General features: G+C 57.1%; 21 protein-coding genes and 1 pseudogene. 11 read left to right on the top strand and 11 right to left on the bottom strand.

What is annotated here, in order from left to right; translation table 11 throughout:
* Positions 1-5: 5 nt before the first annotated feature.
* The 3 genes from ACLHDD_RS12525 to tolC all read right to left on the bottom strand — a co-directional run bounded on the left by ACLHDD_RS12525 (position 6) and on the right by tolC (position 3,442).
* Entirely contained in the window at positions 6-1,166 is a 1,161-nt protein-coding gene (locus ACLHDD_RS12525) for a glutathionylspermidine synthase family protein (protein ID WP_427104377.1), read from the bottom strand.
* Positions 1,167-1,173: 7 nt separating this feature from the next.
* Entirely contained in the window at positions 1,174-1,845 is a 672-nt protein-coding gene (locus tag ACLHDD_RS12520; protein WP_427104376.1) for a DUF1190 family protein, read from the bottom strand.
* Positions 1,846-1,987: 142 nt separating this feature from the next.
* Complete coding sequence (tolC, locus tag ACLHDD_RS12515; protein ID WP_427104375.1) at positions 1,988-3,442, bottom strand: outer membrane channel protein TolC; 1,455 nt, start codon at positions 3,440-3,442, stop codon at positions 1,988-1,990.
* 213 nt (positions 3,443-3,655) lie between these two features.
* Here tolC and nudF point away from each other — a divergent pair, with 213 nt between their 5' ends.
* From nudF to ACLHDD_RS12485, 6 genes are all read left to right on the top strand, one after another.
* Positions 3,656-4,291, top strand: coding sequence for an ADP-ribose diphosphatase (gene nudF, locus ACLHDD_RS12510; protein ID WP_427105209.1), 636 nt, complete (start codon positions 3,656-3,658; stop codon positions 4,289-4,291).
* Positions 4,288-4,713 carry a DUF1249 family protein gene (locus ACLHDD_RS12505; RefSeq protein WP_111139895.1) on the top strand — a complete coding sequence of 142 codons (426 nt, stop codon included), beginning with the start codon at positions 4,288-4,290 and terminating at the stop codon, positions 4,711-4,713. The genes nudF and ACLHDD_RS12505 overlap by 4 nt, the downstream gene beginning before the upstream one ends.
* Positions 4,714-4,755: 42 nt before the next feature.
* Positions 4,756-5,583 carry a 3',5'-cyclic-AMP phosphodiesterase gene (gene cpdA, locus ACLHDD_RS12500; RefSeq protein WP_427104374.1) on the top strand — a complete coding sequence of 276 codons (828 nt, stop codon included), beginning with the start codon at positions 4,756-4,758 and terminating at the stop codon, positions 5,581-5,583.
* Positions 5,584-5,586: 3 nt separating this feature from the next.
* A complete protein-coding gene (yqiA, locus tag ACLHDD_RS12495; protein WP_427104373.1) occupies positions 5,587-6,168 on the top strand; it encodes an esterase YqiA in 582 nt (193 codons plus the stop codon).
* 48 nt (positions 6,169-6,216) lie between these two features.
* Positions 6,217-8,112 carry a DNA topoisomerase IV subunit B gene (gene parE / locus ACLHDD_RS12490; RefSeq protein WP_427104372.1) on the top strand — a complete coding sequence of 632 codons (1,896 nt, stop codon included), beginning with the start codon at positions 6,217-6,219 and terminating at the stop codon, positions 8,110-8,112.
* A gap of 107 nt (positions 8,113-8,219) precedes the next feature.
* The gene (locus ACLHDD_RS12485; RefSeq protein ID WP_427104371.1) at positions 8,220-9,119 is read left to right on the top strand and encodes a LysR substrate-binding domain-containing protein; all 900 of its coding nucleotides are present in this window, start codon (positions 8,220-8,222) and stop codon (positions 9,117-9,119) included.
* A gap of 186 nt (positions 9,120-9,305) precedes the next feature.
* On the opposite strand, the gene ACLHDD_RS12480 is transcribed toward ACLHDD_RS12485, so the two are convergent.
* Together ACLHDD_RS12480 and ACLHDD_RS12475 are read right to left on the bottom strand one after the other, a co-directional pair.
* Entirely contained in the window at positions 9,306-9,614 is a 309-nt protein-coding gene (locus tag ACLHDD_RS12480) for a putative quinol monooxygenase (RefSeq protein WP_128085193.1), read from the bottom strand.
* 47 nt (positions 9,615-9,661) lie between these two features.
* Complete coding sequence (locus tag ACLHDD_RS12475; RefSeq protein WP_427104370.1) at positions 9,662-10,243, bottom strand: NAD(P)H-dependent oxidoreductase; 582 nt, start codon at positions 10,241-10,243, stop codon at positions 9,662-9,664.
* A 113-nt stretch (positions 10,244-10,356) separates the two neighbouring features.
* Between ACLHDD_RS12475 and ACLHDD_RS12470 the strand changes: the two genes are divergently transcribed.
* The 4 genes and pseudogenes from ACLHDD_RS12470 (at position 10,357) to ftsP (ending at position 15,983) form a co-directional block, all read left to right on the top strand.
* Positions 10,357-11,163 (top strand): transporter substrate-binding domain-containing protein, encoded by an 807-nt coding sequence (locus tag ACLHDD_RS12470; RefSeq protein WP_427104369.1) that lies wholly within the window; start codon positions 10,357-10,359, stop codon positions 11,161-11,163.
* A 192-nt stretch (positions 11,164-11,355) separates the two neighbouring features.
* Positions 11,356-13,629 (top strand): DNA topoisomerase IV subunit A, encoded by a 2,274-nt coding sequence (gene parC, locus ACLHDD_RS12465; RefSeq protein ID WP_427104368.1) that lies wholly within the window; start codon positions 11,356-11,358, stop codon positions 13,627-13,629.
* Positions 13,630-13,674: 45 nt separating this feature from the next.
* Entirely contained in the window at positions 13,675-14,412 is a 738-nt protein-coding gene (locus tag ACLHDD_RS12460) for a 1-acylglycerol-3-phosphate O-acyltransferase (RefSeq protein WP_427104367.1), read from the top strand.
* Between the two features lie 141 nt (positions 14,413-14,553).
* Positions 14,554-15,983, top strand: a pseudogene (ftsP, locus tag ACLHDD_RS12455) (cell division protein FtsP).
* Positions 15,984-16,074: 91 nt separating this feature from the next.
* Here ftsP and dkgA read toward each other — a convergent pair.
* Positions 16,075-16,899 carry a 2,5-didehydrogluconate reductase DkgA gene (gene dkgA / locus ACLHDD_RS12450; protein WP_427104366.1) on the bottom strand — a complete coding sequence of 275 codons (825 nt, stop codon included), beginning with the start codon at positions 16,897-16,899 and terminating at the stop codon, positions 16,075-16,077.
* Positions 16,900-17,102: 203 nt separating this feature from the next.
* On the opposite strand from dkgA, the gene ACLHDD_RS12445 reads away from it, so the two are divergent.
* Positions 17,103-18,011, top strand: coding sequence for an AraC family transcriptional regulator (locus ACLHDD_RS12445; RefSeq protein WP_427104365.1), 909 nt, complete (start codon positions 17,103-17,105; stop codon positions 18,009-18,011).
* A 30-nt stretch (positions 18,012-18,041) separates the two neighbouring features.
* On the opposite strand, the gene ACLHDD_RS12440 is transcribed toward ACLHDD_RS12445, so the two are convergent.
* From ACLHDD_RS12440 to ACLHDD_RS12420, 5 genes are all read right to left on the bottom strand, one after another.
* Complete coding sequence (locus ACLHDD_RS12440; RefSeq protein WP_427104364.1) at positions 18,042-18,704, bottom strand: DedA family protein; 663 nt, start codon at positions 18,702-18,704, stop codon at positions 18,042-18,044.
* Positions 18,705-18,878: 174 nt separating this feature from the next.
* Positions 18,879-20,069 carry a cystathionine beta-lyase gene (metC, locus tag ACLHDD_RS12435; RefSeq protein WP_427104363.1) on the bottom strand — a complete coding sequence of 397 codons (1,191 nt, stop codon included), beginning with the start codon at positions 20,067-20,069 and terminating at the stop codon, positions 18,879-18,881.
* Positions 20,070-20,202: 133 nt separating this feature from the next.
* The gene (locus ACLHDD_RS12430; RefSeq protein WP_427104362.1) at positions 20,203-21,489 is read right to left on the bottom strand and encodes a TRAP transporter large permease; all 1,287 of its coding nucleotides are present in this window, start codon (positions 21,487-21,489) and stop codon (positions 20,203-20,205) included.
* A gap of 14 nt (positions 21,490-21,503) precedes the next feature.
* Entirely contained in the window at positions 21,504-22,010 is a 507-nt protein-coding gene (locus ACLHDD_RS12425) for a TRAP transporter small permease (RefSeq protein ID WP_427104361.1), read from the bottom strand.
* Positions 22,011-22,056: 46 nt separating this feature from the next.
* Positions 22,057-23,028, bottom strand: a complete 972-nt coding sequence (locus ACLHDD_RS12420) for a TRAP transporter substrate-binding protein (RefSeq protein WP_427104360.1) — start codon at positions 23,026-23,028, stop codon at positions 22,057-22,059.
* Positions 23,029-23,135: the final 107 nt, after the last annotated feature.

Genomic DNA, 23,135 nt, shown 5'->3' with positions numbered 1-23,135 from the left:
CGGGATCAGCCGATAAAGGCGTGCGGATAGAAGCGGGAGAGATCCTGTGTGATCAGCTCACGATCCTCGCGCAAACCAATACCTGCGGGTTGATCGTCAATCAGCCAGCTGCCGATCAGCGTATAGCTGTCGCCAAACTTTGGCAGCGGATGGAACTGCTGAACGATCATGCCCTCTTCGCCATAAGGTCCGTCTACCCGGGCGATCTCCTGACCCTTGTCCACAATGCGGATGTTAGCGCCTTCACGGGAAAACAGCGGCTTGACCACATATTTCTCCATCGGCGGAACGTCATCCTCTGCAAACCAGGCAGGCAGCAGATTAGGGTGATTAGGGAACATCTCCCACAGCATCGGCAGCAACGCTTTGTTCGAGATAATGCTCTTCCAGGCCGGTTCCAGCCAGCGTACGCCAGCATCCTCCAGCTTGGTGGAAAACATCTCGCGCAGCATGAATTCCCACGGATAGAGCTTAAACAGGTTGCTGATCACCTGATCCTGAGCGTCGGTAAATTGCCCTTTTTCGCCCAGGCCAATCTCATCGATGTAGAGAAACTCGCTCGGCAGGCCCGCTTCGGTGGCGCAATCCTGAAGATACTGCACGGTTCCACGATCTTCATCGGTGTCACGGCAGCAGGCGAAGTGCAGCCAGTTAAACCCGTGCTGCTGATGAAGGTCGGCAAAACGCTCGATCAGCTTCTCCTGCAGGCTGTTGAACTGATCGCTGCCTGCAGGTAACTGACCGGCGTTGAGCTGATCTTCCAGCCAGAGCCACTGGAAGAAGGCCGCTTCATACAGCGAAGTCGGCGTATCCGCATTGTTCTCCAGCAGTTTGACCTCGCCTTTTCCATCCCAGGCGAGATCGAGACGTGAGTAGAGCGAAGGCTGACGCTGACGCCATGAATCCCGCACGAAGTCCCAGGTGTGTCCGGGAATGCGGAATTTCGTCAGCAATGCGTCGCTGTTGACCACTTTCTCCACTACCTGCAGGCACATCTGATGCAGTTCAGCAGTCACATCTTCCAGATGTTCAATCTGTGCCAGCGTAAACCGGTAATAGGCATCTTCACACCAGTAGGGTTCACCATGCATGGTGTGAAAGCGAAAACCGAATTCGGTAGCTTTTTCGCGCCAGCCGGGGCGTTCTGAAATGGCTATGCGTTCCATCGGGATATCAGCCTCCCATTGAGCGGCTGGAGGTGCCGGTGGCGCTGCTGCGCTGCATGCTGTTCTGCTTCGCAACGGTTTCACCGAAGCCGCCGCGTGTGATGGTGGAGGTGGTGGCCGGTTTCGGTGCCAGCGCCGTTTTCGGTACGGTCATGCTTTTGCCGGAAGTCGCTGCACCATAGTTGCGACCGGACGCATCCACAAACTGACCATTGGCCGGGCTGCGGGCCGTTTTTGGCGAGAACAGCGGCTGCTGCGCAAAGCCCGAACCGCCGCCCATCATGCGGCCCATCATGTAACCCGCCATCAGTGGCATCCAGAAGCTACCGCCACTCTGCTGAGATTCTGCATTGGTGGTGCCCACGCCCGCCTGGGCAGGCGTCTGCTGGCACTGATTCTCTCCAAACTCCGCGACGCAGTCTTCGCGCGTGGCATATTTAGGGGCGGTACGTTCTGCCTCTTTTTTCGCTTCGTTAAAGGCGGTGGTGCACTGTGCGCTCTGACCCGGATTGGCCTTCGAACAGTCATCCGCATTCTGGTACATCGACACCGTTTCATCGTTCTGTTCGCAGCCGGCCAGCATAAAGGCAGCCGATAGGGCGAAAGCAACGGGCGTTAAATGGCGTGCCTGCCAGCTCTTGCGAAAAGCGGCATAGCGAATAGATTTTGTGCGTTTCATTATGATTATCCTGTGCCCAAAGGTAGGGCATAGAATAGGGGATGGGGGGGTAAAATTGAAGCTGAAGGCCTGATGCAGCAGGGATCTTTACTTAGTTATACGTTCAACAGAGAGACGGGCCGCAAAGCAGCCCGCCCGCTGATTAATTACCGAAAGGATTACCGCTGTTACGACGTGCCGCCTCAGGCGAACCGGTTGCCACAGGGCCATTGTCCACACGCGCGGTCTGCTGCGCGTTTTCCGGTGCGACCGTTTCTGGTGATGTCGGGATCTCTTTACCCAGCTGGCTGTTCAGTTTCTGCAGGCTCTGCTCATTGAGCGTGCCCAGTGCATAGCTGATATTCAGCTGGTTAATCAGATAGCTGTAACGCGCATCAGAAAGCTGCTGTTTGGCATTGTAGAGCACGGTCGTTGCATCCAGTACATCAACGATAGTACGTGTACCAACCTGATAGCCTGCTTCTGAGGCATCCAGAGAACTTTGCGCAGAGACTACAGCCTGTTTGTAAGCGTTGATGCTGCTGATCGACGCATTCACGTTGTTAAACGATGAACGTACCGTCTGGACAGCGGTGCGGTGCGCGCTTTCCAGCTGTTCGCTGGCGCTCACAAAGCTGTACTGGGCCTGTTTCACCTGAGAGGTCACGCTGCCACCGCTGTAGAGTGGCAGTGAGAAACTCAGACCAACCTGGTTAGAACCCGTGATTGAATCCGTAGAACCCTGGCTCTGATTGGCACGACTGCCACCATATTTGCTGTTCGACAGGCCGGTAGACGCTGTCAGACCCAGCGTTGGCAAATGGCCAGCTTCAGCGGAGCGAATCTGCTCACGGGCCAGATCCTGGTTCAGACGTGCCGAGAGCAGCGACAGGTTACGGGCTTCCGCCTGCTTAAGCAGCGTACTGACCGCTTCCGGCTTATCCGTTCTGAAACGATCAATGCTCAGTGAGGCCAGCGACAGGTAGTCCATGCCGGTGATCTGACGCAGCGTTTCAACATTGTTATCGAGGTTGTTACGCGCGGTGACTTCGTTAGCCAGTACACTGTCATATTGCGCACGGGCATTCTGAACGTCGGTGATAGCAACCAGACCGACATTGAAGCGCTGGGTGGTCTGATCCAGCTCACGATAAATCGACTGCTTTTGTGCTTCGGTATAGGAGAGCGTATCAATCGCTTTCAGCACATTGAAGTAAGCGGTCGCGGTGTTCAGGATCAAATCCTGCTGTGCCACCTGATAGGTGACATCCTGAATACCGGCAGCTTTTTCCTGCAACGTCAGCGCACGCCATTTCGACATGTCGAAAAGGGTCTGGGTTAATTGCAACGAACCGCTGGTGGTGTTGGAATGAAGACCACTGTTGTCGCGGTAGCCATTGTTATAGGTGTAGTCTGCACCCAGGCCAAGCTGGGGTAATAATGGGCTACGCGCTTCGTTGATTTTCTCAAAGGCAGAATCGCGATCGGCAGCGGCGCTGCGCAGATCCGGGTTGCTCAGACGCGCTTGCTGGTAAACCTGAAGCAGGTCTTCGGCCTGGCTGGCGAAGCTGAAACCGCCCAGGCTCAGCCCAATAAAAAATGGGAGCAGTTTTTTCATTTGCATTCCTTTTGTTGCAGCAAATTGCAGTGGGTGCGCTGCCGGGTAAGCCAAAAAATTATCGCCGATTCTAGCAGAGGGCAACTGTGAGATAAGTTGGCTGAACGTGCCTTCGCCCTCTAATTTACGTAAATAATTCATAAAGAACCACTTACATGGAGCACGGCGACAGGCTTTTTTCGCTCCATCCCAATCTGCACAAGGAACCTGATGATGCCGGAAGAAAAAAAATCCCCTGTGACTTTCACAAAAAACGATGTAGAAATTATTGCACGCGAAACCCTCTACGATGGTTTTTTTTCCATTGAGCGCTATCGCTTCCGCCATCGCCGGTTTAATGGCGAAATGAGTGCAGAAGTGCAGCGCGAAGTTTTTGAGCGCGGTCATGCCGCCGTGCTGCTACCTTATGATCCCTTACGCGACGAAGTGGTGCTGATTGAACAGATCCGCATCCCGGCTTATGACAGCACGGTTTCACCCTGGCTGCTGGAGATGGTCGCCGGTATCATTGAGCCTGGCGAAACGGCCGAGCAGGTGGCACGTCGCGAAGCCGTCGAGGAGGCGGGGTTATCGGTCGGCCGGATAAAGCCTGTGCTGAGCTATCTGGCCAGCCCTGGTGGCACCAGCGAACGTTTGTCGGTGCTGATTGGGGAAGTGGATGCCAGCCTGGCAGAGGGATGCCATGGTCTGGAGGAAGAGAATGAGGATATTCTTGTCCATGTGGTGAGCCGCGAACAGGCTTATCGCTGGGTGGAAGAGGGGATAATCGACAATGCGGCGTCTGTCATCGCTCTGCAATGGCTGGCGTTGCACCATGAAAAACTACGCGAAGAGTGGATACAAAAATGAAACAGCGCTATACCCCTGACTTTCCCGAAATGATGCGGCTCTGCGAAACTAATTTCGCCCAGCTACGCCGCCTGCTGCCGCGCAATGATGAGGCGGGCGCATCGGTGATCTATCAGGTGAGTGGCGCCCGTTACCAGCTGACGATTCAGGAGTCGACACGCTACACCACGCTGGTGGAAATTCGCCAGGTCGCGCCTGCAGTGAGTTACTGGAGCCTGCCTTCGATGTCGGTCCGGCTCTATCACGATGCGATGGTCGCTGAAGTGTGTTCAACTCAACAGATCTATCGTTTCAAAGCGCGCTATGATTATCCTAATAAAAAACTTCATCAGCGCGATGAAAAACATCAGATAAACCAGTTTCTCGCAGACTGGCTGCGCTACTGCCTTGCGCATGGCGCAATGGCCGTTCCGGTCTGCTGATGCGTATAATGCGGTAAATGGCGTGGAGACGAAGGAAACGCTTTGGATAGCCTGCTAACTCTTTCTGCAGCGAATGGTTCCGGATTCAGGATTTTGCAAATCACGGATACGCATCTGTTCGCGGGAAAACATGAATCGTTACTTGGGGTGAACACCTGGTCGAGCTACAAAGCGGTGCTGGATGCGATTATTGCACAACAGCACGACTACGACCTCATCATCGCCACCGGCGATCTTGCCCAGGATCATTCTGCTGAAGCCTATCAGCATTTTGCTGAGGGTATTTCACGTTTGCCCCGGCCCTGTGTCTGGCTGCCTGGTAATCACGATTTTCAGCCCGCGATGGTCGATACTCTGGCTGCTGCCCATATCAATGCCCATAAACAGGTGTTGCTGGGCGAGCAATGGCAGATTGTGCTGCTCGACAGTCAGGTCTCAGGGGTACCGCATGGCATGCTGAGCGACTACCAGCTGGAGTGGCTCGACAATGCGCTGGGGCGCTATCCGCATCGGCATACGCTGGTTCTGCTCCATCATCATCCGCTGGCGTCTGGCTGTACCTGGCTCGACCAGCACAGCCTGCGCAATTCCCATCAGCTGGACGCTGTACTGCAGCGTTACCCGTTAGCCCGGACGCTGGTCTGCGGGCATATTCATCAGGAGCTGGATCTGGCATGGCATGGCCGCCGGGTGCTGGCGACGCCGTCAACCTGCGTGCAGTTCAAGCCGCACTGCACCAGCTTTACTATCGATACCGTCGCACCGGGCTGGCGCTGGTTTACCCTGCATCCGGATGGCAGTCTCGACACCGAGGTCAACCGGCTCGACACTGACGCTTTTCGCCCTGATCTAGACTCAGAAGGATACTGACGCGTGGCGGCTTTGCTCTATCTGCACGGTTTCAACAGTTCGCCCCGATCGGCGAAAGCGACGCAGTTCCGGCAATGGCTGGAGACGCAGCACCCGGCGATCGAGATAATCGTGCCCCAGCTGCCCACTTTCCCGGCGGATGCCGCTGCAATGCTGGAAGATCTGGTGCTGAGTCGGAGTGGTGAAACGCTGGGGCTGGTCGGCTCGTCACTGGGCGGCTATTACGCTACCTGGCTGTCACAATGTTTTATGCTGCCGGCGGTCGTCGTCAATCCTGCGGTACGGCCGTTTGAGCTGCTGGCGGATTTCCTGGGCGAAAATCAGAATCCCTACACCGGCCAGCAATATGTGTTAGAGTCTCGCCACATTTACGATCTCAAAGTAATGCAGATTGAACCGCTGGAAGCACCCGATTTACTCTGGCTGCTGCAACAGACCGGCGATGAAGTTCTCGATTACCGTCAGGCGCTCGACTATTACAGCGCGTGCCGGCACACGGTAGAAGAGGGCGGAAATCATGCATTTACTGGATTCGAGCGCCATTTCCCGCAGATTCTGGACTTTCTTGGTCTGAATCATCCCTGAGTAAAGCGGAAATCGCACCCATTTCATCTTTCTAATCAGACATTTACGATGAGTCAATCGAACTATAACGCGGATGCCATTGAGGTCCTGACTGGCCTTGAGCCTGTTCGCCGTCGCCCGGGAATGTACACCGATACGACGCGACCCAACCATTTGGGTCAGGAAGTGATTGATAACAGCGTCGATGAGGCGCTGGGCGGCCACGCTAAGCGGGTTGAAGTAATTCTGCACGCTGACCAGTCGCTGGAAGTTATTGATGATGGTCGCGGCATGCCGGTGGATATTCACCCGGAAGAGGGCGTGCCTGCGGTCGAACTGATCCTGTGCCGTCTGCACGCAGGCGGCAAGTTCTCCAATAAAAACTATCAGTTCTCAGGCGGCCTGCATGGTGTCGGGATCTCGGTCGTTAACGCCCTGTCAAAACGTGTCGAAGTCACGGTGCGCCGTAACGGCGAAATCTATGACATGGCGTTTGAAAATGGCGACAAGGTGCAGGATCTCACCGTCACCGGCACTGTGGCGAAACGCAATACCGGCACCCGGGTCCATTTCTGGCCGGATGAGAGTTTCTTCGACAGCCCGCGCTTCTCCGTGTCGCGCCTGTCACACCTGCTGAAAGCCAAAGCGGTGCTCTGTCCCGGCGTGGAAATTGTCTTTAAAGACAAGCTGAACAATACCGAACAGACCTGGTGCTACCAGGATGGTCTGACCGACTACCTGTCGGAAGCCGTCAATGGCCTGCCGACGCTGCCAGAAAAACCTTTTGTCGGCAGCTTTGCCGGCGACGTGGAAGCGGTAGACTGGGCACTGCTGTGGCTGCCGGAAGGCGGGGAGCTGTTAACCGAAAGCTACGTTAACCTCATTCCCACCATGCAGGGCGGTACGCATGTTAACGGTCTGCGTCAGGGGCTGCTGGATGCGATGCGTGAGTTCTGCGAATACCGCAATATTCTGCCGCGTGGCGTGAAACTTTCTGCGGAAGACATCTGGGATCGCTGCGCCTATGTGCTGTCAGTGAAGATGCAGGATCCGCAGTTTGCCGGACAGACAAAAGAGCGCCTCTCTTCACGTCAGTGCGCCGCTTTTGTCTCTGGCGTGGTGAAGGATGCCTTCAGCCTGTGGCTTAACCAGAATATCCAGACCGCAGAACAGCTGGCGGAACTGGCGATTTCCAGTGCCCAGCGGCGTATGCGGGCCGCCAAAAAGGTGGTGCGTAAAAAGCTTACCAGCGGTCCGGCCCTGCCGGGCAAGCTGGCCGACTGTACGGCGCAGGATCTGAATAAGACAGAACTGTTTCTGGTGGAAGGAGACTCCGCAGGTGGCTCGGCCAAGCAGGCGCGCGATCGCGAGTATCAGGCGATCATGCCGCTCAAAGGCAAGATCCTGAATACCTGGGAAGTCTCGTCCGATGAGGTGCTGGCGTCGCAGGAAGTGCATGACATTTCGGTGGCTATCGGTATCGATCCGGACAGCGAAGATCTGTCGCAGCTGCGCTACGGTAAAATCTGCATTCTGGCGGATGCGGACTCGGACGGTCTGCATATCGCCACGCTGCTCTGCGCGCTGTTCGTGAAGCATTTCCGCTCGCTGGTGGTGGGGGGACACGTCTATGTCGCGATGCCGCCGCTCTATCGTATCGATCTCGGCAAAGAGGTCTATTATGCGCTGGATGAAGATGAGAAAGAGGGCGTGCTGGAGCAGCTGAAGCGCAAAAAGGGCAAACCCAACGTTCAGCGTTTTAAAGGACTGGGCGAGATGAACCCGATGCAGCTGCGCGAAACCACGCTGGATCCGAATACCCGGCGCCTGGTGCAGCTGACGATCAGTGATGAAGATGTCGACCAGACACTGCGCATCATGGATATGCTGCTGGCGAAAAAACGCTCCGAAGACCGGCGTAACTGGTTGCAGGAAAAAGGCGACACTGCTGATATCGAAGTGTAAAAAACAGGACGCGAAAGCGTCCTGTTCGCTTTATGACGCCAGCATGATGGACCCGGTGCCGCCTCAGCTGCATCGGGCAGTTTGAGTAAGCAGAGACAGTAACCATTGTGAAAATTACGCTGGAAGAGTTACGTGCCTGGGTTGCGGTAGTGGATAGCGGATCAATTACGGCAGCCGCTTCCCAGCTGGCGCAGACCAGCTCGGGCATCAGCCGCGCTCTTTCGCGACTGGAAAGCAAGCTGCAGACCACGCTGCTGCATCGCACCACGCGGCGGCTGGCGCTGACGGAGGAGGGGCAGGTATTTCTGGATCATGCGCGTCAGATCCTGGCCTCGGTTGAACAGGCTGAGGAGCAGATCGCGCTGCGACGGGAAACGCCGTCAGGGCGGCTGCGGGTCAACGCCGCCACCCCCTTTATGCTGCATGTGATTGTGCCCCTGGTCGATGCGTTTCGGGCCCGCTATCCGCTCATCCAGCTTGAACTTAATACCGACGACATCCTGATCGATCTGCTGGAGCAGCAGACCGACGTCGCCATCCGCATCGGCGAACTGCGCGACTCGACGCTGCACGCCCGGCTGCTGGGCAGTAGTGCGGTCCGGCTGATGGCCAGTCCGGCCTATCTGACGAAAGCGGGCACTCCGCAAAGCGTGGCGGATCTGGCCCGGCATCAGACCATCGGTTTCAGCTACCCCGAAACCCTTAACGTCTGGCCCATCTGGCAGTCGGAAGGGGATTTTATGCGGTTCAGACCGACGATCGCGGCTTCCAGCGGCGAAACTATCCGGCAGCTGGCGCTGGCGGGTCAGGGCATCGCACGCCTCTCTGATTTTGTCAGCCGGGAAGATTGCGCGGCTGGACGGCTGGTCCCCGTGCTGCCTGCTGAAACCCGCGATCTGCGGTTGCCGGTGCATGCGGTTTATTACCGGAATACCACACTCTCTTCCCGCATCGTCTGCTTCCTGGACTTTCTTCGCAGCGAAATCGATCGGCGTCAGCTGCTCTGAACCAGACTGTCATACAGAAAAAACCCCTGTCGCAGAACAGGGGTTAAAAGCGGCGTCATTCCGCTTTCGGGCCGCCCGGATCGCCGCTATACCTTCGTCAGCGTACAGAAGCCGGGATCAGAAGAGAAAAAACTATCACCCGTCTTAACCCTGGCGACTGAACCCGAGGGCAGACTTCTGTGGCTATCAGGTACTCGGTTCCAGCACCAGGATCTTCACATCTACCACGTCATCTTTAATGATGGCGCGATGTGCATCCATGTGCGGCATCTGCTGATGCTGCTCCAGATGGCGCAGGGTTTCCCACTGTTCCAGCATAAAAATGGAGTCTGGCGAGTTCTGCTTCCAGGGCACCTGCGCCTGGTGGTCCAGCAGCGCGTCGTACTGATGGCAGCCCTCTTCCGCTAAGACCTGTGGGATCAGTTTTTTTACCGCATCCAGCACAGCCTGACGGCGACCGGGTTTGACACAAAGTTCAGCAACAACTGTCAACATTCGTGAATGCCTCTTTCATGAGAAAACAGGGAGTACTCTCCCTTATTTTACGCAAAAACGCGGGTAAGATGGGTCCGATAAGCTGCAATATCGCGCGGCACGTCCGGCGCTTTGATCACATCGTTACAGATAAAGGTCGGCAGTGCCTCCATACCCAGGAACTGATTGGCTTTATGAAAGTGCAGGTAAAGCCCGTCAACGCCAACGCCTTCAAAAAACTGCTCCGGATCGGTAAAGGCCTGCAGCGGTGCATTCCAGGTCAGTGACAGCATATATTTTTTGCCCTGCAACAGACCGCCAGAACCATACTTCTTGGCAGCATCGGCGCGGGTGCGGCCATCGCTGGCATAGAGCGAACCGTGACCTTCTGTAAAGACTTCATCAATATAACGCTTCACCGTCCAGGGTTCGCCCATCCACCAGCCAGGCATCTGATAAATCACGACGTCGCTGTCGAGATACTTCTGCACTTCATCGGCGATCACGTAGTCGCTGTCGGCAACAGTGACCGAAACGGTATGTCCCATGTCCCGCAGCTGGCTGGCGGCTACGTCGGTCAGTGTATGGTTCAGTTCGCCTTTGGAGTGGGCAAAGGTTTTACCGCCATCGATAATTAAAATATTGCTCATAAATAGTCTGCCTCGTTTCCTGAATATGCGCTCAGCTTACGCGCGCAGGAGTCAGAGAAAAATGGGAGGCTGATCACAACACTTTTGCTCTGGCAGCAATAATGCGCCGCTTTATGGCACCATCGCCGGGCAAACTCATCATGAAAAAATCAAAAATGAAAAAAATTATCTTCTCGCTGCTGCTGGTCAGCGGTGCCGTTCAGGCACAGTCGCATCTCGATACTGTTCTCGCCACGAAAACGCTGAAGGTCTGCACTACCGGAGATTACAAGCCTTACAGCTATCTGCGGCCTGATGGACAGTATGAAGGGCTGGATATCAGCATGGCGAACGCGCTCGCAGCCTCGCTTGACGCAAAAGTGGAGTGGGTACCCACCAGCTGGAAAAGCCTGATGCCGGACTTTCTGGCAAAGCAGTGCGACATCGCCGTGGGCGGCATCTCCGTAACGCTGAAACGTCAGCAGACGGCCTGGTTCGCCCGGCCGCTGGACGTGGACGGCAAGATACCATTGGTGCGCTGTGCCGATAAGGCCCGTTATCAGACTCTTGCACAGCTGAACAAGCCCGGCGTGCGGCTGATTGAACCGGCTGGCGGCACCAACGAAGCCTTTGTGCACAGCCATCTGCCTGACGCCACGCTGACGCTGTTTCACGATAACGTCACCATCTTCCAGCAGCTGGTGGATAACAAGGCGGACGTGATGATCACTGATGCTTCTGAGGCGCGTTTTCAGCAGCAGCACTATCCGTCGCTGTGTGCCGTCAATCCTGACAAACCGCTGCAGTATGGCGAAAAGGCTTACATGATTCCGCGTGACGATATCAGCTGGAAACTCTATGTCGATCAGTGGCTGCATCTCAGCACGGCCACTGGCGAATATGGCGGGATTGCCCGGCAGTGGATGGGGGCTAAGTCCTGACTGACCGCCCCGGCGGGATGGGGCTTCTGCCGTGCTGAAGCAGGCGTTCCGTCAGCAGGTGCTATCCGGCTGGCGGGAGGCCTGATCTCCCGCGCTTCCCTGTGACTAACACCAGCGAATAAGGTACTATCCTCGCCAAACCACCGCCGGGTGTCCCGCCGTTGTGGGCCACGATGTGAGGATGAGAAATTAATGAGCGAACTGACTCAGGATGGTGCAGAGCGTCTTGCCCTGCATACATTCACCGAGAATGCGTACCTGAAATATTCGATGTACGTCATCATGGACCGCGCGCTGCCTTATATTGGTGACGGATTAAAGCCGGTTCAGCGACGTATCGTCTACGCCATGTCCGAACTGGGGCTTAACGCCAGCGCAAAATTCAAAAAATCGGCACGTACCGTGGGCGACGTGCTGGGTAAATACCATCCGCACGGCGACAGTGCCTGCTACGAAGCCATGGTGCTGATGGCGCAGCCGTTTTCCTACCGTTATCCGCTGGTCGACGGCCAGGGAAACTGGGGGGCACCGGACGATCCCAAGTCCTTCGCGGCGATGCGTTACACCGAATCCCGCCTGTCAAAATATGCCGAGCTGCTGCTGGGTGAGCTGGGGCAAGGCACCGTCGACTATCAGCTGAACTTCGACGGCACCCTGCAGGAGCCGAAGATGCTGCCGGCGCGCCTGCCCAACATTCTGCTGAACGGCACCACGGGGATTGCCGTAGGGATGGCGACTGACATTCCGCCGCACAACCTGCGCGAAGTCGCTCAGGCGGCGATTGCGCTGATTGACTCGCCGAAAACCACGCTGGATCAGCTGCTTGATATCGTTCAGGGGCCGGATTACCCGACCGAGGCGGAGATAATTACGCCGCGTGACGAAATCCGTAAGCTTTATCAGAGCGGTCGCGGCTCTATCCGTCAGCGAGCGGTCTGGAAAAAGGAAGAGGGCGAGGTGGTCATCACGGCGCTGCCTTATCAGGTGTCGGGCGCACGCGTGCTGGAGCAGATTGCCAGTCAGATGCGCAACAAAAAGCTGCCGATGGTCGAAGATCTGCGTGATGAGTCGGATCATGAGAACCCGACCCGCCTGGTCATCGTCCCGCGCTCCAACCGCGTCGATCTCGATCAGGTGATGAACCATCTGTTCGCCACCACCGATCTTGAGAAGAGCTACCGCGTTAACCTCAACATGATCGGACTGGATAACCGTCCGGCGGTGAAGAACCTGCATGAGATCCTGACCGAATGGCTGGTGTTCCGCCGCGAAACGGTCAAACGCCGTCTTAATTACCGGCTCGAACGCGTGCTGCGTCGCCTGCATATCCTGGAAGGCTTGCTGGTCGCGTTCCTGAATATCGATGAGGTCATTGAGATTATCCGGACCGAGGATGAGCCGAAACCGGAGCTGATAGCGCGCTTTGGAATCAGCGAAACTCAGGCCGAATCGATCCTCGAACTGAAGTTGCGCCACCTGGCAAAACTGGAAGAGATGAAGATCCGTGGCGAGCAGGCGGATCTGGAAAAAGAGCGCGATCAGCTGCAGGCGACGCTGGCCTCTGACCGCAAGATGAACACCCTGCTGAAAAAAGAGCTGCAGGCTGACAGCGCCAGCTACGGCGACGACCGCCGTTCACCACTCTGCGAGCGTGAAGAAGCCAAAGCCCTGAGCGAAACAGAGCTGGTGCCGTCTGAGCCGGTCACCATTGTGCTGTCGCAGATGGGGTGGGTGCGCAGCGCCAAGGGTCACGATATCGATCCGGCCGGACTCAGTTATAAAGCGGGCGACAGCTATCTGGCGGCCGCACGCGGTAAGAGCAATCAGCCGGTGGCCTTTATCGACTCCACCGGCCGCAGTTATACGCTGGATCCGACCTCGCTGCCGTCGGCGCGCGGTCAGGGCGAGCCGCTGACTGGCAAGCTGACGCCACCACCCGGTGCGGTGGTAGAACAGGTGCTGATGGAGGCGGATGACCAGCGTCTGCTGATGGCCTCTGATGCGGGATACGGTTTTATCTGTACCTTCAGCGATCTGGTATCGCGCAATCGCGCCGGTAAAGCGCTGCTGACGCTGCCGGAAAACGCCCGGGTGATGACGCCAATGGCGGTGCATCACGAAGATGACATGCTGCTGGCGATTACCCAGGCGGGACGGATGCTGATGTTCCCGGTCGGCGAGCTGCCGCAGATGTCGAAAGGTAAGGGCAACAAAATTATCTCAATCCCGTCGGCGGAAGCGGCTGCCGGTCAGGATAAACTGGCCTGGCTGATGATTCTGCCACCGGGCAGCGCCATCACGCTCTATGTCGGCAAACGTAAAATGTTGCTGCGCAGTGAAGAACTTCAGAAATTCCGCGCCGATCGCGGACGTCGCGGTACGCTGTTGCCGCGCGGCCTGCAAAAAATTGATCGTGCAGAACTGGATGCGCCTGCGCGTCCGGCAAGCCCAGATAGCGAAGCGTAAACTACCCGGCTGACGCCGCGTCAGCCGTGGCTCAATGAGGGAACTATGTTACTGATTCTGCGTACCATTATCGTTATTATTTATTCAATCGTCGTCTGTGTCTTTGGCTGTATCTGGTGTCTTTTCTCGCCGCGCGACCCGCGTCACGTTGCCCGTTTTGGGCATCTGTTCGGCAAACTGTCGACGGTGTTCGGTCTTAAAGTGGAGCTGCGCAAGCCGGAAGGCGCGGAGAAGTATGGCAACGCAATCTACATTGCGAACCACCAGAACAACTATGACATGGTGACCGCGGCTAAAATTGTGCAGCCGTCGACGGTGACGGTGGGTAAAAAGAGCCTGCTGTGGATACCCTTTTTTGGCCAGCTCTACTGGCTGACCGGAAACCTGTTGATTGACCGTGATGACCGCGCCAAAGCGCGTGGCACCATTGGCGAACTGGTCGATCAGTTCAATCGCAAGCGCATCTCGATCTGGATGTTCCCGGAAGGGACGCGCAGCCGCGGCCGGGGTCTGCTGCCGTTTAAAACCGGCGCCTTCCACGCCGCGGTCGCGGCGGGCGTGCCGATCATTCCGATTGTGGTTTCCAACACGCACGACAAAGTTAACCTGAACCGCCTGAAGAACGGGCTGGTGATCGTGGAGATGCTGCCACCGATTGACGTAAAGGCATTTGAATCCACATCGGTACGTAAGCTGGCCACTCACTGTCGCGAACTGATGGCAGCGAAACTGGAAGAGCTGAATGCCGAAGTTGCAGAACGCGAAAAAAACGGAAAAATCTGACCGGCGACTCCTTCGCCGAACTATCCTGCATGGATGCCCACGGTGAGCCCGCGCTGGCTCGCCGTGAACGCAGCACAGCAAAAACAGATCAATAAAAACAGGGTCGGCGCTTAGCGCCACGCGTAAAGGGTCAGAAGTTTTATGTCTTTCAGCAGACGTCAGTTCATCCAGCTTTCTGCTGGCGTGGCGCTCAGCGCCACAGTTATGCCCCGAGCGGCCCAGGCCGCCTCATCCGCCAGTGGCGATACGCCGCTTCCCGTTCCGCCGTTGCTGGAATCCCGTCGCGGCCAGCCGCTGTTTCTCACGATGCAGCGCAGTCACTGGTCGTTCAACGGCGATAACAACAAGGTGCCGGTGTGGGGCATCAATGGCCTCTATCTTGGTCCCACCGTTCGGGTTTATAACGGCGACGATGTTAAGCTCATCTACAGCAACAGGCTGAATGAGCCGGTTTCCATGACCGTCAGCGGCCTGCAACTGCCGGGCGCACTGATGGGCGGCGCGCCGCGTATGATGTCGGCAGGCGTGGACTGGTCCCCGGTGCTGCCGATTCGTCAGGCGGCCGCAACCTGCTGGTATCATGCGAACACCCCAAACCGCATGGCGCCGCACATCTACAACGGCCTGGCAGGGATGTGGCTGGTGGAAGATGACGTGAGCAAACAGCTGCCGCTGCCGAAGCACTATGGCGTGGATGACTTCCCGATTATCATTCAGGACAAGCGCCTCGATAACTTTGCGACTCCAGTGTATGACCCGCCACAGGATGGTGGCTTCCTGGGTGACACGCTGCTGGTTAATGGTGTGCGCAATCCGTTCGTGGAGGTGTCACGCGGCTGGGTACGTCTGCGGCTGCTGAATGCGTCGAATGCGCGCCGCTACGAGATGGTGCTCAGTGACAACCGGCCGTTTATGGTTATTGCCAGCGATCAGGGCTATCTGCCTGCGCCGGTGGCGGTGCAGCGTCTCTCTCGGCACCGGGTGAACGCCGCGAAGTGCTGGTGGATATGTCGCAGGGCGACGAAGTCTCGATTACCGCAGGCACGGCGGCGGGCATTATGGATCGGCTGCGCGGCTTCTTTGAGCCATCGTCCATTCTGACCTCAACCTTGATCCTGACGCTGCGGCCGACCGGTCTGCTGCCGCTGGTGACGGATAACCTGCCGATGCGGCTGCTGGCCGATCAGATTCTGGATGGCGCGGCGGTTCGCACGCGGGAGTTCCGTATCGGTGACAGCCTGCCGGGCATCAACGGGGCGGTGTGGGATATGAATCGCATCGACACCACAACGCAGCAGGGCACTTTCGAGCGCTGGATCCTGCACGCTGACCGGCCACAGTCGCTGCATATTCAGGGCGTAATGTTCCTGATCAAAAGCGTGAATGGCGCTCAGCCGATGGGCGAAGATCGCGGCTGGAAAGATACGGTGTGGGTCGATGGCAGCGTGGAGCTGCTGGTGAGTTTCCCGCAGAGTTCGTCCGACCACTTCCCGTTCGTCTATTACAGTCAGACGCTGGAACTGGCGGATCGCGGAACCGCAGGTCAGCTGGTGGTGCAGCCCACCGCATAAGCACACGGCCAGGCGGGCTGACCTGCCTGGCCGCGTTTGTCACACGCGGCCGGTGACCGGACAGCGTGTCAGTTCAGCCCGGAACCCTGTCTCAGTTAAAGGTTTCCGGATCGGGTCCCAGACGGTTGCCGCTGTCCAGTTTCGCGATATCACTCACTTCATGTTTATCCAGACGGAAATCGAAGACTTTAAAGTTCTCTTCGATACGCGCTGGCGTCACAGACTTCGGAATCACCACCAGGCCGCTGTCCAGATGCCAGCGGATCACGATCTGCGCCGGGGTTTTGCCATACTTCTTCGCCAGTGACCTGATGATCTCCTGATCGAACACCCCTTTACCGCCCTGTGCCAGCGGACTCCAGGATTCGGTCTGAATCTGATGCAGCGCGTTCCAGGCGTGCAGGGTGCGCTGCTGCAGCATCGGGTGCAGCTCGATCTGGTTCACGACCGGCGTCACGCCGGTTTCATCCATCAGTCGCTTCAGGTGCGCCTCGTGGAAGTTGCAGACGCCGATACTTTTGGTCAGTCCTTGCTGCTGCAGTTCGATCATCTTCTTCCAGGCATCAACGTAATGATCTTTTTCCGGACATGGCCAGTGCATCAGATAGAGATCAACCTGATCCAGCTTGAGCTTCTCCAGGCTGGTTTCCATCGCCTGCTGAACGTTCTGCTGATCGTCGTTCCAGAGTTTAGTGGTGACGAAAATCTCTTCGCGCGGCACATCAGTTTCCTGCAGTGCCTGACCAATCGCCTCTTCATTTTTATAGGCGGCGGCGGTATCGATTGAGCGATAGCCGACCTCAAGCGCCTTCAGCACGGCATGGCGTGCATCCTCGATGCTGGCCTGCCATACGCCGAGTCCCAGTTGCGGCATCATGTTGCCATCGCGCAGTTTGATAATGGGTTGGTCTGCCATACTTGCTCCTTTCCGTTGCGGTTAACCCGTGAGATTTCACTGTGCTTAAGTCTAGCCAACAATTGTCAGCCTGCTCAGCTCAGGCAACCTCTGTCGCGCCGGAGTTATGCCTGATTCAGTAAACTTCTTGCCTGATTCTCCAGACCGCTGGCGATTCAGGCACAGGCACGGCACACTGAATTTTTGCCTGAAGAGGAGTCGCCATGGCGCATGATGCACTGTGTCACCGGCTGGCACAGCAGGTCGTTGCCTTAATGACGCACGGTCATGATCGTCTCTGTCCTGTTGAAAATGTGTCGCTGATTTATGCGAATCAATATCGCCCCCGTACGCCGATGATGTATCAGCCCGGTATTGTGATTCTGTTTCAGGGCAGCAAAACGGGCTATCTCGGCAGCACCACTTTCCAGTATGACGCCAGTAAGTACCTGATGCTCACCGTACCGCTGCCGGTGGAGTGCGAAACCTGGGCCTCGCCGGACATTCCAATCGCCGGACTCTGTCTGAACGTTGATACCGCCAGCCTGCAGGATTTGTTGATTGAAATCGGTGATGACGACCAGTTCCAGCCGCAGCCGCTGACGTCAGGTATTCATTCGGCATGGCTGACGGAACCGATGCTGTGCGCCGCCGAACGCCTGCTTGATGTGATGACCCAACCGCGTGACGCGCGCGTGCTGGGCCCGCACATCGTGCGGGAGATCATCTACTATGTGCTGACCGGTCCGATCGGCGGGGCGCTGCTCTCGCTGGTGAGCCGGCAGACGCAGTTCAGCCTGATCGCGCGTGCGCTGCGACGGATTGAGAAACACTATGCGGAGAACCTCAGCGTGGATGCGCTGGCGGCCGAGGTGAACATGAGCGTTTCTGCCTTTCACCACAACTTCAAGGCCGTCACACAGACTTCACCGTTGCAATATCTCAAGCGGTATCGTCTGCATCAGGCTCGCCTGCTGATGCTGCATGACGGGCTTAAAGCGAGTGCGGCGGCGGTGCGGGTCGGCTATGAAAGCCCGTCACAGTTTTCGCGGGAATTTAAACGCTATTTTGGCGTAACGCCGGGGGAGGAGGTCAGTCGGGTCAGGCAGACCGTCGCGGATCCGTCCGCCTGAGCAGCGACGGACCCGGACGTAGCAGGCGCGTCAGGTCCGTTTCTGCCGACGCTTCTTCCAGATAACCAGAATGCTGCCGGAGAGGCCGAGTACCAGCAGCACCATCGGCAGGACCATCAGGATGGCCATCACCTGATCTTCATGGCGTTTAATAAACGGCACCTGGCTGATGCCATAGCCAAAGGCCACCACAATCCCGACCCACAGCACGCCGCTCAGCCAGTTAAACAGCTGGAAGCGGCCATTCTGCAGACCGGAAATCCCGGCCATGGTTGGCAGCAGGGTGCGGACAAAGGCCAGAAAGCGACCGACCAGCAGCGCCATCAGACCATGGCGGTTAAACATATTCCAGGCACGCTGGTGATACTGCGCAGGCAGATGCATCAGCCAGCTCTTCACCAGCCGGGTATTACCCAGCCAGCGGCCCTGCAGATAACTCAGCCAGCAGCCCAGACTGGCAGCCGTCGTCAGAATCACCATCGTTGGCACAAAATCCATTACCCCTTTTGCCACCATCGCGCCAGCCAGCAGCAGCAGGCTGTCGCCCGGCAGAAAAGAGGCGGGTAACAGACCATTTTCCAGAAACAGCGTCAGGAACATGACCCCGTACACCACCCACACCACATCCGGATTCGCCAGCGCGGCAAAATCCTGATGCCAGAGCGCCTGGACAATCTCGTGTAAAACACCCATTAGCTATTCCATCACGTCACAAGGAACTATCCGTCTGCATCCAGATTACACAGTTAATGCACGCGTGACCTGAACGATGCGGGATAAATTTTAACAACAAAAGCGCGATTGCCCGGCAGAGTCTGCCGACAGCCGCAATCGGTTTAGCATCCGTTTACGCTTTGTTTAACTGACTCAGCGCGTCAGACGCGAAAATCCTGCCTCCAGGTCAGCCAGCAGGTCATCAACGTGCTCCAGGCCAATGTGCAGGCGCACCAGCGTGCCGGTGAAATCCACGCCGCCCGCCGGACGGATGGCGACCAGCTCTTCGGGCTGATTTGCCAGAATCAGCGACTCATAGCCACCCCAGGAGTAAGCCATGCTGAAATGATGGAAGTGATCGAGATATTCTGCCAGCTGGGCGTCACTTAATTTTTCCTGCAGGATAAAGGAGAACAGGCCGCTGCTGCCGTTAAAATCGCGCTGCCAGAACGCATGTCCCTTGCTTTGCGCCAGCGCCGGATGGTTGACCCGGGCGACTTCCGGACGTGCCGCCAGCCACTCCGCCACCCGCAGGGCGCTCTCTTCATGCTGACGCAGACGGTTGCCCAGGGTCCGCAGACCGCGGCTCGCCATGTAAGCGGTGTCGGCATCGACCATCTGACCCATCAGGTAGGAGTTCTCACGCAGCTGATCGATACAGCGCGCATTGGCTACGGCGGTGCCGATCATCGCATCGCTGTGGCCAATCAGATATTTGGTGCCGGCCTGAATCGAGATATCGACGCCGTGCGCGAGGGCATTAAAGAAGATCCCGGCCGCCCAGGTGTTGTCGAGCATGATGATTGCGTCAGGTGCGCGGGCGCGAACGGCCGCGACTATTGCCGGAATATCCTGCACTTCCATGGTGATGGAAGCGGGTGATTCAAGGAAAACGACCCGGGTGTTGGGCTGCACAAGCTCAGCAATTTCGCTGCCAAGGGTGTGATCGAACCAGCCCGTCGACACCTGCATCTTCGCCAGGATTTTCGTGCAGAAATCCTGCGTTGGTTCATAAACGGCACCGCTCATCAGCACATGATCGCCCGCTTCTACAAACGCCAGAATCGCATTCGCCACCGCCGCTGCGCCGCAGGGGTAGAGCACGCAGCCTGCACCGCCTTCCAGCTCGGTCATCGCATCCTGCAGTGCAAAGTGAGTCAGGGTGCCCCGGCGGCCATAAAAGAGTTCGCCTTTTGCCCGGCCTGCGGTGGCGCGCTTTTTTTCCGCAACGCTATCGAAAACCAGCGAAGAGGCGCGCTGAATAACCGCATTCACCGAACCCTGGGTATAACGCTTGCTGCGTCCTGCGCTGACGAGCGTGGTATCAATTTTTCTGGTGGTCATGAGTCGCCTTTGCCGCTTCTGACTAAGCCCTCACGTTATCACGAAACGACCAGCAGGGTTGAGACTCAATGGTGATTATCAGAGTGCGTCGCAGCATAAAAAACGGGCCCGCGAACGGGCCGCTTTTATTGTGCTACATCACGCCCATCAGGTGCGGTAACCAGAGCGAAATGGCAGGGACATAGGTAATCAGCATCAGCACCAGGAACAGCATGCCGTAGAAGGGCAGCATCTCGCTGACCACCTGTTCAATCTTCTGTTTACTCACGGCACTGGCAACAAACAGCACCGTGCCGACCGGCGGCGTAATCAGCCCGATCCCCAGGTTGGTCAGCATGATCATGCCGAAGTGAACCGGATCGATGCCCAGCGCGGTCGCCACCGGCAGCAACACCGGCGTCAGAATCAGGATTAGCGGTGCCATATCCATCAGCGTGCCCACCACCAGCAGCAGGATATTGATGCACATCAGAATCACATATTTGTTATCGGAGAAGCTGGTGAAGGCTTCCGTAATCAGGGTCGGAAGCTGCATGAAGGTCATTACTGCGCCGAAGCCCGTCGCGAAAGCGATCAGCACCATGACGATGGTGACGGTTTTAATGGTGCGGAACAGCAGAATGTGCAGCTGACGCCACCTGAAATCGCGATAGATAAACATCGTCACAAAGAAGGCCCAGAGACAGGCAATGGCCGCAGATTCCGAGGCGGTAAAGATGCCCGAGAGGATACCGCCCATAATGATCACCACGGTAAAGAGCCCCCAGAACGCATCGAAGAAGATCTTTAGCGCCAGACGAAACGGGATCCGTTCGCCTTTGGGGTAGCCGCGTTTGCGGGCAAAGCCCAGACACATCACCATCAGGCAGGCCGCCAGCAGCAGGCCAGGGAAGATCCCGGCGACAAACAGGGACGAGATGGTCACCATGCCGCCGGTCGCCAGCGAATAAATCACCGAGTTATGACTGGGGGGCGTCAGCACCGCCTGCACCGAGCCACTGGCGGTGACAGCGGCGGCGAAATCACGCGGATAACCTTTCTCCTCCATCTGCGGGATCATCACCGAGCCAATCGAGGCGGTATCCGCGACCGATGAGCCGGAGATCGCGCCAAAGAAAGTTGAGGCGACAATGTTAACCAGGGAGAGCCCGCCGCGAATAAAGCCGACAAAGATATAGGCGAAGTTGACCAGCCGCCGGGCAATGCCGCCCTCTGCCATGATTGCGCCAGCCAGAATAAAGAATGGGATGGTCAGCAGCGAAAATTTATTGATACCGTTGGTCACCTGAATCACCACCGCCTCCAGCGGCAGATCGATCCACCACGCCCCGATAAAGGCGCTGAGGCCGACGGCGAAGGCGACCGGAAAGCCCACCATCAGCAATACCAGCAAACTGCCTATCAGAATCAATGCATCCATTTTTCTGCTCCGCGTTAGTGGGTGCCGCCCAGCGAGACAACCGGCCGCTGACTCTGATCGCCGTTCAGCAATCGCTCAATGACAAACAGCAGGGTAAAGATCGCGCCGATCGGAATCGGCAGATAGATCTCGCCGTAAGTCACCGCAGGCAGCGCAGCGAGATGCTGAAACCACATCGCTTCGCACAGGCTGTAGCTGGCCTGAAAGATGACCAGACAGGTGACGATCATCAGCAGGTCGCTGATGCGCAGCATCAGGCGCTGCCGGGCGGGCGACAGGCGATCGGTAACCATCGACACGCAGATATGGGTTCCGGCGCGCAGGCCCACCGGCGCGCCAATAAACGTAAAAATAATCATGCAGATAATGGCGACCGGTTCCGGCCAGGAGAGCGCGCCATTCATCACGTAACGGGCGAAGATCCCCACCGGGATCACCGTCACCATGATCAGCAGCGCCACAGCGGCCACCAGCATGCAGAGCAGATAAAGCCCATCCATCAGACGCGTATAAGCAGTCATAACTGATACCTGTGTAAGCACGCCACACGGCAGTGTGGCGCCGGGATTATTTCACCTCAGCGATCCGGGTCATCAGATCCTGATATTTGCCGGCAAACTGATCGCGCACCGGCTGCGTCGCTTTGACGAAATAGTCGCGGTCGGTCTGCTGGAACGTGACGCCGCCCGCCTTCATTTTGGCGATCGCGTCGTCAGTGTAGGTAGCCCAGAGCTGGCGCTCTTCATCCTGCGCCTCTTTACCCAGCTTTTTCAGCAGCGCCTGATCCTCGGGTTTAAGGCGATCCCAGGCGCGTTTTGAATAGAGGATCATCTCTGGCTGGATAAAGTGGCCGGTGAGGGTGTAAAACTTCGCCACCGGCAGATAGTTGTGGGCCACAAAGGTGGGGGGATTGTTCTCGGTGCCATCGACTACGCCGGTCTGCATGGCGCTGAAGACCTCGCTGACGCCCATCGCCACCGGGTTGGCACCCATGGCTTTCAGTGTCGCCAGTGAGATGGCACTGTTCTGCACCCGAATTTTCATACCTTTGAGATCCTCGGGTTTCGCCAGGGGGTTTTTGGTGATCATGTTGCGCTCACCCGCATCGGTCCAGCCGAGAAAGACCATGCGGGCATTAGGATCGCTGTCGAACCGGCTGGCGATCTCGCGACCTATCTCACCATCCAGAACCTTGTGCATGTGGTCAACGTTGCGAAAAATATAGGGCAGCGTCAGCACGCTGGTTTCCGGAGCAATGGAGGTCACTGGCGCCAGCGAAACGCGAATCATATCAATGGCGCCGAGCTGCACCTGCTGTAGCGTCTGGTCTTCATCACCCAGTACGCCACCGGCATAAATTTTCATCTCCAGCCGTCCGTTCGTGGCCTGTTTCAGCTTGTCACCCATGTGCTGCAGGGCGACCACCGTCGGATAGCCCGCAGGCTGGACTTCGGCAACTTTAATGACCTGTGCCAGGGCGGTACTGCTCATCACCGTCACCGCCAGGGCCGTCGCCAGACCTGTTTTTATCATTCTCATTATATTGTCTCCCGCAGAGGTAGGACGGCCCGGGATCGGGGCTGAACGCAGAGGGCCGTGAGGAGCCAGCATAGTGAAAACCGTCCTGAGTAAAATGCAGCAATGCT

It is taken from the genome of Pantoea sp. NSTU24, assembly GCF_050157905.1.
Classification (GTDB): domain Bacteria; phylum Pseudomonadota; class Gammaproteobacteria; order Enterobacterales; family Enterobacteriaceae; genus Pantoea.
This window is presented reverse-complemented; position numbering and strand designations above follow the sequence as displayed.

Coding starts and splice junctions, on each gene's coding strand:
- ACLHDD_RS12430 (WP_427104362.1), bottom strand. CDS start 21,489: ATGGATGCATTGATTCTGATAGGCAGTTTGCTGGTATTGCTGATGGTG.
- ACLHDD_RS12445 (WP_427104365.1), top strand. CDS start 17,103: ATGGCGCATGATGCACTGTGTCACCGGCTGGCACAGCAGGTCGTTGCC.
- dkgA (WP_427104366.1), bottom strand. CDS start 16,899: ATGGCAGACCAACCCATTATCAAACTGCGCGATGGCAACATGATGCCG.
- ACLHDD_RS12420 (WP_427104360.1), bottom strand. CDS start 23,028: ATGAGAATGATAAAAACAGGTCTGGCGACGGCCCTGGCGGTGACGGTG.
- ACLHDD_RS12520 (WP_427104376.1), bottom strand. CDS start 1,845: ATGAAACGCACAAAATCTATTCGCTATGCCGCTTTTCGCAAGAGCTGG.
- ACLHDD_RS12425 (WP_427104361.1), bottom strand. CDS start 22,010: ATGACTGCTTATACGCGTCTGATGGATGGGCTTTATCTGCTCTGCATG.
- parC (WP_427104368.1), top strand. CDS start 11,356: ATGAGCGAACTGACTCAGGATGGTGCAGAGCGTCTTGCCCTGCATACA.
- ACLHDD_RS12480 (WP_128085193.1), bottom strand. CDS start 9,614: ATGTTGACAGTTGTTGCTGAACTTTGTGTCAAACCCGGTCGCCGTCAG.
- nudF (WP_427105209.1), top strand. CDS start 3,656: ATGCCGGAAGAAAAAAAATCCCCTGTGACTTTCACAAAAAACGATGTA.
- ACLHDD_RS12475 (WP_427104370.1), bottom strand. CDS start 10,243: ATGAGCAATATTTTAATTATCGATGGCGGTAAAACCTTTGCCCACTCC.
- parE (WP_427104372.1), top strand. CDS start 6,217: ATGAGTCAATCGAACTATAACGCGGATGCCATTGAGGTCCTGACTGGC.
- ACLHDD_RS12525 (WP_427104377.1), bottom strand. CDS start 1,166: ATGGAACGCATAGCCATTTCAGAACGCCCCGGCTGGCGCGAAAAAGCT.
- metC (WP_427104363.1), bottom strand. CDS start 20,069: ATGACCACCAGAAAAATTGATACCACGCTCGTCAGCGCAGGACGCAGC.
- ACLHDD_RS12460 (WP_427104367.1), top strand. CDS start 13,675: ATGTTACTGATTCTGCGTACCATTATCGTTATTATTTATTCAATCGTC.
- tolC (WP_427104375.1), bottom strand. CDS start 3,442: ATGAAAAAACTGCTCCCATTTTTTATTGGGCTGAGCCTGGGCGGTTTC.
- ACLHDD_RS12440 (WP_427104364.1), bottom strand. CDS start 18,704: ATGGGTGTTTTACACGAGATTGTCCAGGCGCTCTGGCATCAGGATTTT.
- ACLHDD_RS12505 (WP_111139895.1), top strand. CDS start 4,288: ATGAAACAGCGCTATACCCCTGACTTTCCCGAAATGATGCGGCTCTGC.
- ACLHDD_RS12470 (WP_427104369.1), top strand. CDS start 10,357: ATGGCACCATCGCCGGGCAAACTCATCATGAAAAAATCAAAAATGAAA.